10 protein-coding genes are annotated in these 8,814 nt (G+C 72.8%); 3 read left to right on the forward strand and 7 right to left on the reverse strand.

The window, feature by feature from the left end:
* Window positions 1-16: 16 nt before the first annotated feature.
* The 7 genes from AC2YHT_RS24855 to tsaD form a co-directional block, all read right to left on the reverse strand.
* Window positions 17-412, reverse strand: coding sequence for a hypothetical protein (locus AC2YHT_RS24855; RefSeq protein ID WP_487292489.1), 396 nt, complete (start codon window positions 410-412; stop codon window positions 17-19).
* A gap of 35 nt (window positions 413-447) precedes the next feature.
* Complete coding sequence (locus tag AC2YHT_RS24860) at window positions 448-2,280, reverse strand: methyl-accepting chemotaxis protein (protein WP_487292490.1); 1,833 nt, start codon at window positions 2,278-2,280, stop codon at window positions 448-450.
* A 291-nt stretch (window positions 2,281-2,571) separates the two neighbouring features.
* Window positions 2,572-3,363, reverse strand: a complete 792-nt coding sequence (locus tag AC2YHT_RS24865; RefSeq protein WP_487292491.1) for a class I SAM-dependent methyltransferase — start codon at window positions 3,361-3,363, stop codon at window positions 2,572-2,574.
* 71 nt (window positions 3,364-3,434) lie between these two features.
* Window positions 3,435-3,791 carry a Rieske (2Fe-2S) protein gene (locus tag AC2YHT_RS24870; protein WP_487292492.1) on the reverse strand — a complete coding sequence of 119 codons (357 nt, stop codon included), beginning with the start codon at window positions 3,789-3,791 and terminating at the stop codon, window positions 3,435-3,437.
* Window positions 3,792-3,808: 17 nt separating this feature from the next.
* On the reverse strand, window positions 3,809-4,090 hold the full coding sequence (locus tag AC2YHT_RS24875; RefSeq protein ID WP_110118036.1) for a YciI family protein: 282 nt from the start codon (window positions 4,088-4,090) through the stop codon (window positions 3,809-3,811).
* Window positions 4,091-4,248: 158 nt separating this feature from the next.
* Entirely contained in the window at window positions 4,249-5,244 is a 996-nt protein-coding gene (locus AC2YHT_RS24880) for an NAD(P)H-dependent glycerol-3-phosphate dehydrogenase (protein WP_487292493.1), read from the reverse strand.
* Complete coding sequence (tsaD, locus tag AC2YHT_RS24885; protein ID WP_487292494.1) at window positions 5,241-6,356, reverse strand: tRNA (adenosine(37)-N6)-threonylcarbamoyltransferase complex transferase subunit TsaD; 1,116 nt, start codon at window positions 6,354-6,356, stop codon at window positions 5,241-5,243. Before tsaD ends, AC2YHT_RS24880 begins: the two co-directional genes overlap by 4 nt.
* A 72-nt stretch (window positions 6,357-6,428) precedes the next feature.
* Between tsaD and hemC the strand changes: the two genes are divergently transcribed.
* The 3 genes from hemC to AC2YHT_RS24900 all read left to right on the forward strand — a co-directional run.
* A complete protein-coding gene (gene hemC, locus AC2YHT_RS24890; protein WP_487292495.1) occupies window positions 6,429-7,409 on the forward strand; it encodes a hydroxymethylbilane synthase in 981 nt (326 codons plus the stop codon).
* Window positions 7,406-8,107, forward strand: a complete 702-nt coding sequence (locus tag AC2YHT_RS24895) for a uroporphyrinogen-III synthase (protein ID WP_487292496.1) — start codon at window positions 7,406-7,408, stop codon at window positions 8,105-8,107. The genes hemC and AC2YHT_RS24895 overlap by 4 nt, the downstream gene beginning before the upstream one ends.
* Before the next feature lie 42 nt (window positions 8,108-8,149).
* Window positions 8,150-8,814: COG4223 family protein (locus AC2YHT_RS24900; RefSeq protein WP_487292497.1), on the forward strand; the 665-nt coding region annotated here is incomplete at its 3' end.

Genomic DNA, 8,814 nt, shown 5'->3' on the forward strand with positions numbered 1-8,814 from the left:
GAGCGAGGGCGCGCGGCTAGCCGAACAGGACCCAGGCCTCTTCCAGCAGGTCCTGACGCCAGTCCTCGGCGACCGCGCCCGCCCGGGCCGAGTCCAGACGGGCCTGGGCCCGGCGGCCTTCGTCGGCCGGCATCGGGTCGATCGCTTCGAGCGCCGAGACGGCCTCGTGGGCGACCTCGAACCCACCGGTGATCGCCAGCTCGACCAGCAGCCCGACATAGGGCGCGCAGTCGAGCATGCCCAAGGCGTGGACCAGCGTTCCCCTCTGCCGCGCGAGATCCGGCCGCCGGATCAGCCGCGCCAGCACCTCGGCCAGGCCCGGCGTCCCGGCGTCGGCCAGCTTCAGGGCCAGGGCGTTGCGCTCGACGGCGTCGGCGCAGGTTTCGAGGGCGTGGAGATCGGCGGCGGCCACGCCCCTCCGATAACCCAAAGCGCGGCGGGAGGAAATCAGGCCGCGCGGCGCCCGCCCGGACGTTCACCCGGACGCTGGCCGGTCCGCTCGGCCCCGCCGGCGATCTTCAGCTCGCCCATGCGGTGGGCCAGGCGCGTGGCCTCGTTGGAGAGGGCGTGGCTGGCGGCCGTGGTCTCTTCCACCATGGCGGCGTTCTGCTGGGTGACCTGGTCCATCTGGTTCACGGTGGCGTTGACCTCCGCCAACCCTTGCGCCTGGGTCTTGGCCGAGGCGGTGATCTCGCGCACCAGGGTGTCGATCTCCTCGACCTGGCCGGCGATGCCGCGCAGCACCTCGCCGGCGCGGCCGACATAGGACACCCCCTGCCCCACCTCGGCGGCGCTGGCGGCGATCAGGGTCTTGATCTCCTTGGCGGCCTCGGCCGAGCGCTGGGCCAGGGCCCGCACCTCGGAGGCCACCACGGCGAAACCGCGGCCGGCCTCGCCCGCGCGGGCGGCCTCGACCCCGGCGTTGAGGGCCAGAAGGTTGGTCTGGAAGGCGATCTCGTCGATCACGCCGATGATCCGGCCGATCTGGCTGGAGGACTGTTCGATGCCGGCCATGGCGCCGACGGCCTGGTCGACGACGTCGCCGCTGGCCTGGGCGGCCTGACGGGCGCGGGCCACCACCTGGCGGGCGCGCTCGGCCCCGTCGGCGGCGGCGCGGACGGTGCTGGTGATCTCGTCGAGGGCCGCGGCGGTCTCTTCCAGGCTGGCGGCCTGGTGCTCGGTGCGGCGGGAGAGGTCGTCGGCGGCCTCGGTGATCTCGCGGGCCCCGCCCTGGATCATGGCCACCCCGTCCAGCGAGGCGGCGACCAGGCCGGCCAGCTTGTCCAGCGCGAGGTTGTAGTCCTGGCGCAGGGCCTCGTAGCCGGCCGGGAAGGCCTGGTCGATGCGCTGCGAAAGATCGCCGACCGCCAGGCTCTGCAGGGCCGAGCCGAGAGCCTCGACCACCGCGCGCTGGGTGGCGTCGGCCTCGTCGCGGCGGGCCTCGGCGGCCTTGCGCTCTTCTTCCAGCGCTTCACGAACATCGGCGGCCTCCAGCTCCTGCTGGCGGGCGACGACGGCGTCCTTGAAGGCGTGCAGGGCGGCGGTCATCTGGCCGATCTCGTCCTTGCGGGCGCTGCTGGGCAGCACCACGGTCAGGTCGCCCTGGGCCAGACGGCGCAGGCAGCCGGTGATCGCCACCAGCGGCGCGATCAGCACCCGGCGGGCGGCGATGACCATGGCGGCGGCGAACAGGGCCGCCACGCCCAGCAGGGCGGCCATCAGCACCTGGCCAAGATCGCCCATGCGCTTGGCGGCGTCGGCGTCGGCCTGGGCGGCGACCTCGATCTTCTGCGACGCGTCCTCCATCGCCGTCTCCAGCGCCGAGAACTGCTTGTTGAACTGCGGCAGCAGGGCGCGGGCGGCGGCGGGATCGCTCCCGGCCGCGCCGACCAGCTTGCGGGCGGTGGCGATATAGGCCGCCAGGGGCCCGGACACGTGGTCGAGCGCGGCCTGGGCGGCGGGGTCCTGGGCCAGGGAGCGGCCTTGCTTGATGTCGGTCTCGAAGGCGCCGACGTGCTCGGCCAGATCGGCCTGGACCTGCTTGAGGTCGACGCCCAGCGACGGGTCGGTGGCCATGACCGCGCCGCTGGCGTCGCCGCGCAGGGCGTCGTGCATCATGTCGGCGTGCATGTGCAGCCGCAGCACCCGCGACGAGGCCGCCGAGCGGTCCAGCGCGTGCGACAGGCTGACGGCGACCCACAGGCCAGCGCCCGCCGCGGCCGCGCACAGCAGCGCCGCCCCGACGCTTGCGCCCATGATCTTCTGACTCAGCGAAGCCATAGGCCCCTCCCCCGCGATCTCACGCGCAAGGATGCGGGGCGGGGCCTCTAACGGGCCTTAACCACGCCAGCGACCGATGGTCACGGACCTGAGGTTGCGGAGGTGGGTCAGGCTCCCGGCTTCAGCGCCCGCGTGAGCGGCGGACGTTTTCCATAACCCCTCCCCCTTGATGGGGGAGGGGCAGGGGTGGGGGTGATGCCGCGTCAAACGCTGCACCGTCGCCAATTCAGCAGTCACCCCCATCCCCGACCCTTCCCCCATCAAGGGGGAAGGGAGAAAATGTGGGCTTCCCTACCGTGGAATCTCCGCCGTCTTCACCAGGGCCACCTGGCGGTAGACGGCGGCGACGTCGAAGTAGCGGCCGAAGGCGGCGTGGAACTGGTCGACCGCCTGCTTCACGCCGGGGCCGCCGATCTCGCTGATGTCGTGCCAGTAGTCGTCGAGCACCATCATGCCGCCCACCTCCAGCAGGCTGGCGCAGCAGCACAGGTCGATCATCACCGCCAGGGCCGTGTGGCTGCCGTCGACATAGATCAGGTCGAACTTCTGGTCGGCCTGCAGCATCTTGGGCAGTTCGTAGGTCGAGAAGCCCTTGTGGGTGTGGACCTTGCCGAAGGTGGTGCGCGCCATGTTGCGGTGAAAGCGCGGCTCGACGGCGTGGTATTTCTCTTCCGGGTTCAGGTTCTCGTCGAACCAGGGATCGATCACCGTCACCTCGAGGCGATCGGGGAACATCCAGTCCATGAAAGCCAGGTTGCGGCCCTCGTAGGCGCCGATCTCCATGTAGCGGACCTTGGGGCCGGCGGCCGGGCGCTTATCCATGAAGTCGCGCAGCAGCGGGGCGACGAAGGGGATGTTGTTGGCGGCCCAGGCCGAGGTGAACTCGAAGCCCTTGGCCTCGGAATAGGCGGCGAACTGGCCGGCGCTGTCGTGGTCGCGGGTCTTGGCCAGCATGGTGCGGGCCAGTTGCGAGGCGAAGCGCGGATTGATCTTGCCCAGGGAGCGCAGCTTGGCGCCGGCCCCGCGCGCGTCGACGGCGTCGGTCAGTTCGGCGTCGAAAGCGGGATTAGATCCGTCGGCCATGGCCCTGGCTCCTCTTTGAGTGGAGAGAGCCTTACCGACCATCGGTTAAGGAAGGGTCAGGCGATCAGGATTCAGGCCGCGACGACCTGCCCGTCCTCGACCCGCACGGGCCAGACGGTGAGGCTCTTGCCGCCGCAGGGGCCGGCCACGCAGGCGCCGTCGGCGATGCGGAACAGGGCCGCGTGGCCGCCGCACAGGATGAGGTCGTTCTCGCGGGTCAGGAACCGGCCGCTGATCCCGGCCAGCGGCCAGCCGGCGTGCGGGCAGCTGTCGACATAGGCGAAGACCCCGCCGTCCTTGCGGACGACGAAGCCGGCGAACATCGCCTCGCCCTCGCGATAGCGAAAGCCCGCCGCGCCCGGCTCGGGGATGTCCGCCAGGGCGCAGATCGCCTGGCCGGGCGCGGGGCGGGCGGGGTTGTCGCTCATCGTTCAGTGTCGGGGGATCAGAACGAACCGATGGCCAGGCGCCAGGGGCGGACCTCGACGCTCTCGAACACGCCGGCGGCGGTGAACGGGTCGTTGTCGGCCTGGGCCTGGGCGGCGGCCTTGTCCTCGACCTCGACCACGATGATCGAACCGATCGGATTGCCGTCGTCGTCCAGCAGGGCGCCGGCGGCCTTCAGGCCCGTCGAGGCGTTCAGGTAATCCAGGTGCTTGGGGCGCACGGCCAGGCGGGTCTCGAGAGCGCCGGGCTTGTCCTTGCAGACGATGGCGTAGAGCGGCATGGGCGGTTCCTTCCTAGAGATCCTCCCCCTCTGGGGGAGGTGGCCCAGAGGGCCGGAGGGGGGTGTGGCTGCGACGCCATCCGACGCTGGGGAAGCTGAAAACGGCCCCCCCTCCGTCGGCTTCGCCGACACCTCCCCCAGAGGGGGAGGATCTGAAACTAGACCTCAGCCTTCAGCGGGCGGGAGAGCAGGCCCAGGATGGCGCTGTCGACGTCGACCTCGCCGGCCAGGATGGCGGCGACGGCTTCGCAGATCGGGGTCTCGACGCCGAGCTTTTGCGCCAGCGCCCGAACGGCCGGGGCCGAGGCGACGCCTTCGGCGACGCTGACCTTGCCGGCCAGGGCCTGTTCCAGGGTCTGACCCTGGCCCAGCGCCAAGCCCACCGTCATGTTGCGCGACTGGCTGGACGAGCAGGTGAGCACCAGATCCCCCAAGCCGCAGAGGCCGGCGACGGTCTCGGCCTTGCCGCCCAGGGCCAGGGCCAGGCGGGTGAGCTCGGCGAAGCCCCGGGTGATCAGGGCGGCGTGGGCGTTGCGGCCCAGGCCCTTGCCCTCCGAGATACCGCAAGCGATGGCCAGGACGTTCTTCACCGCCCCGCCGGCCTCGGCCCCGATCACGTCGGCGGCCCAGTAGGGGCGGAAGGTCGGGATGGCGATGGCCTCGACGATCGCCTTGCCCAGGGCCTCGTCCTCGCAGGCCAGGGTGGCGGCGGCGGGCAGGCCGCGCGCGACCTCGCCGGCGAAGCTGGGACCCGACAGCACGGCGATGGCCACGCCCGGCAGGGTCTCGGCGGCCACGTCGGTCATCAGCTTCAGCGAGCCCTGCTCGACGCCCTTGGAGCACAGCACCACCGGAACGCCCGGCTTCAGGTGCGGCTTCAGGGCGGCCATGGCCGAGCGCAGGTGCTGGGCCGGCGGCACGGCCAGGATGAGGTCGCACTCGGCCAGGGCGGCCATGTCGGAGACGGCGGTGATCGCCGGCTCCAGCGCGACGCCCGCCAGGAACATCGTGTTCTCGCGCTTGTCGGCGATCGAGGCGACGACCTCGGGCTCGCGGGCCTGCAACGTGACTTGAAGGCCGGCGCGCGCCGCGACCTGGGCCAGGGCCGTGCCCCACGCCCCGGCGCCGACGACGCCCGCGTGCTTGAAGCTCATGCCTTGGCTCCCTTTCGACCGAAACTGTTGCTCGGATTGGATAACGCCGCCGCCTCGTCGAGGGGCCAGCGGGGACGCGCGACGGCGTCCAGATCATCGGAAATGCCGGCCGCCAGACGCTCGGCCCCGGCCAGGGCGATCATGGCGGCGTTGTCGGTGCAATAGGCCAGCGGCGGGGCGTCGAACGAAAAGCCGTTGTCCTCGCACACCTTCAGCAGGGCCGCGCGCACCGCGCCGTTGGCGGCCACCCCGCCGGCCACCACGAAGCGGCGCTCGCCGGCCGCGTGGTCGGCGGCATAGAGCTTCATCGCCCGGTCGGTGCGTTCGGAAAGCTGGCGGGCGATGGCGAACTGCACGGCGGCGGCCAGATCCGCCCGCTGCTGGTCGGTGGTCAGGGTGGCGGCGATGCGGGCGGCGGCGGTCTTCAGGCCCGAGAACGAGAAGTCGCAGTCCTTGCGGCCCAGCAGAGCGCGCGGCAGTTCGTACTTGCTGGCGTCACCGGTCTTGGCCAGCTTTTCCAGGGCCGGACCGCCCGGATAGGGCAGGCCCAGGCTCTTGGCGATCTTGTCGAAGGCCTCGCCGGCCGCGTCGTCGATGGTGGTGCCCAGACGCTTGCAGGCGCCGACGCCGCCGACCTCCAGGAGCTGGCAGTGCCCGCCAGAGACCAGCAGCAGCAGGAACGGATAGGCGACCTCAGCCCCCAGCCGGGCAGAGACCGCGTGGCCCTCCAGGTGGTTGACCGCCACCAGCGGCAGGCCGCGGGCCAGGGCCACCGCCTTGCCGAAGGCCAGGCCGACCATCACCCCGCCGACCAGGCCGGGACCGGCCGTGGCCGCCACGCCGTCGAGCGCGTCATAGCCGATGCCGGCCGCGCGCATGGCTTCGGCGGCCACGCTGTCGATGACCTCCACGTGGGCGCGGGCGGCGATCTCGGGCACCACCCCGCCGAACGGGGCGTGCTGCTCGAACTGGGTGCCGACGATCGAGGACAGCACCTCCACGCGGCCGTCGGCGTCCCGGCGCACGACGGACGCGGCGGTCTCGTCGCAGCTGGTCTCCAGCCCGAGGATGGTGAGACCCTTGTCCAGGCCCGAGTTCGTAAGGGTTGTCATTCGGTTGCGGGGTTCCCGCCGCTCCTGTAGCAGCGAAGGCAGTTGTTTCGCTCAGCAGGTAACGTCCAGACCGTGTCCCGGCAACCCATCCGCATCGGCGCGCGCGGCTCCAAGCTGTCGCTGGCCCAGTCCGGCCACATGCAGGCGCGGATCGCCCGAGCCCTCGGCGCCCCCGACGGCGCCGGTCCGGAAGAGATCGCCACCTACGCCCAGCTGATCCCGATCGTCACCAGCGGCGACCGCATCCAGGACCGCCGGCTGATGGAGATCGGCGGCAAGGGCCTGTTCACCAAGGAGATCGAGGAGGCCCTGCTCGACGGCCGCATCGACTGCGCGGTGCATTCGCTGAAAGACATGCCGGCCGTGCTGCCGCCGGGCCTCGTCCTGGCCGCCACGCCCGAGCGCGAAGACGTCCGCGACGCCTTCATCAGCCACAAGGCCCAGCGGCTGGAAGACCTGCCCCACGGTGCGCGCCTGGGCACCGCCTCCCTGCGTCGCCAGGCGCAGGCCCTGCACGTGCGGCCCGACCTCGACATCGTCATGCTGCGCGGCAATGTCGATACGCGTCTGGCCAAGCTGGAGCGCGGCGAGGCCGACGCCATCCTGCTGGCCCAGTCGGGGCTGAACCGCCTGGGCCTGGGCCACATTCCGCAGAGCTGGCTCGACCCGGTCGCCGCGCCTCCGGCGCCTGGCCAGGGCGCCCTGGCCATCGAGAGCCGCGCGGAAGACGCCGGCCTGCCCTGGCTGCAGGCCATCGCCTGCCGCGCCACCACCCTGGCCGTGGCCGCCGAACGCGGCGCGCTCTACGCCCTGGAAGGCTCGTGCCGCACGGCCGTCGGCGCCCACGCCCGCCTGGATGGCGCGCGCCTGCACCTGATCGTCGAGGCCCTCAGCCCCGACGGCGTGATCCGCATCCGCCACGAGGGCGAGATCACGCTCGCCGGCCCCGATGACGCTGGTGACGACGAGGGCCAGGCCCGGGCGCTGGGCCTGGAGCTGGGCGCGGTCGTCAAGGCCGAGGGCGGCGACGCCATCATCGCGCCGAGCGAATGACCTCGGGCGCGCGCCGCGTCTGGATCACCCGCGCCCGCCCCGGCGCCGAGGCCACCGCCGCGCGCCTTTCGGCCCTGGGCTTCGCCCCCTTGATCGACCCGCTGCTGGAGGTCCGCGACCTGCCGTGGACGGTCGATCTTACCGGCGTCGGCGCTCTCGCCTTCACCAGCCGCAACGGCGTCGTCGCCTTCGCCCGGGCCAGCGGCGAGCGGGGCCTGCCGGTGTTCGCGGTGGGCGACGCCACGGCCGATATCGCGGCCGAGGCCGGCTTCACCCGCATCGAATCGGCGCAGGGCGATGTCGCCGACCTCGCGGCCCTGATCGTCGAGCGCCGCCCGACCGCCGCCGTGCTGCATCCGGCCGCAGCCGAACCGGCCGGCGACCTCGTCTCGCCCCTGGTCAGCGCCGGGATCGAGGCGCGGTCGGTCGCCGTCTACGAGACGGTCGCACGCGCGCCGGACGCCGCGACGCTGGACGCCCTCGACGACCTGGCCGCCGTGCTGCTGCACTCGCCCAAGGCCGCGCGGGCCCTGGCGGCCGTGCTGGAAGTCCGCCCCGCCCCGGCCTTGCGGGCGCTGTGCCTGTCGCCGGCCGTGGCCGCGCCGCTGGCCGGCCTCGTCGCCGACGGACGGCTCGGCGCTGTGGCCGCCGCGCCGCGCCCCCGCGAAACAGCGTTGTTCGACCTGCTCGCCCCTTAAGGCGAAGTTGCACGCAAACCGCGCGTGGGGCACGAATGGACCATGAGCGCCGCCCCCGATCCCTCCGAAATCGCCGCCCCCAGCGACCCGGCCCTCTACGCCAGGAAGCCCCTGCTCGGCCCCATGTTCTGGGTGATGATCGGGCTGTGCGTGATCTGCGTCGGAGCCGGCGCGGCCATCGCCCATTACGGCCCGACCTGGTTCGCCAAGCGCGGCGCGGCCCCGGAAGCGCCCGCCGCCCCCGCGCCCGTCGCCGGCGGCTTCGCCACGTCATCTTCGTCGGCGCCCGTCGTCGCGACCACGCCTGACGCGCCCGCCCCCTCGGCCGAGATCGGCCGGCTGGAGGGCCGCATCGCCCTGCTCGAATCGGGCCAGCAGCGCACCCTCGACGCCGCCGCCGGCGCCCTGGCGGCCGCCAGCCTGGCCGAGGCCGCGCAGGGCAGCGAACCCTTCGCCGACGCCGTGGCCAGCCTGGAGCGGGTGCTGCCGATGTCGTCGGAGGTCCGCGCCCTCGAACGCCTGGCCCGGGCGGGCGCGCCCACCGTGGCGGGTCTGGCCGCCAGCTTCGACGACCTGGCCGGAAGCGTCTCGGTCGCCGCCCACGATCCCGGCCCCGACGCCGGCGCCCTGGCCCGCCTGGGCCACGCCCTTTCCCGCGTCGTCACCATCCGCCAGGTCGGCTCGACGTCCGGCAATGGTCCCGACGC

The sequence above is a fragment of the Caulobacter sp. SRI_008 genome (genome assembly GCF_057586355.1).

What these genes read in the sequence shown, in the direction of transcription:
- AC2YHT_RS24895 (WP_487292496.1), top strand. Translation starts at nt 7,406, where the DNA reads ATGACCTCGGGCGCGCGCCGCGTCTGGATCACCCGCGCCCGCCCCGGC.
- AC2YHT_RS24870 (WP_487292492.1), bottom strand. Translation starts at nt 3,791, where the DNA reads ATGAGCGACAACCCCGCCCGCCCCGCGCCCGGCCAGGCGATCTGCGCC.
- tsaD (WP_487292494.1), bottom strand. Translation starts at nt 6,356, where the DNA reads ATGACAACCCTTACGAACTCGGGCCTGGACAAGGGTCTCACCATCCTC.
- AC2YHT_RS24865 (WP_487292491.1), bottom strand. Translation starts at nt 3,363, where the DNA reads ATGGCCGACGGATCTAATCCCGCTTTCGACGCCGAACTGACCGACGCC.
- AC2YHT_RS24860 (WP_487292490.1), bottom strand. Translation starts at nt 2,280, where the DNA reads ATGGCTTCGCTGAGTCAGAAGATCATGGGCGCAAGCGTCGGGGCGGCG.
- AC2YHT_RS24875 (WP_110118036.1), bottom strand. Translation starts at nt 4,090, where the DNA reads ATGCCGCTCTACGCCATCGTCTGCAAGGACAAGCCCGGCGCTCTCGAG.
- AC2YHT_RS24880 (WP_487292493.1), bottom strand. Translation starts at nt 5,244, where the DNA reads ATGAGCTTCAAGCACGCGGGCGTCGTCGGCGCCGGGGCGTGGGGCACG.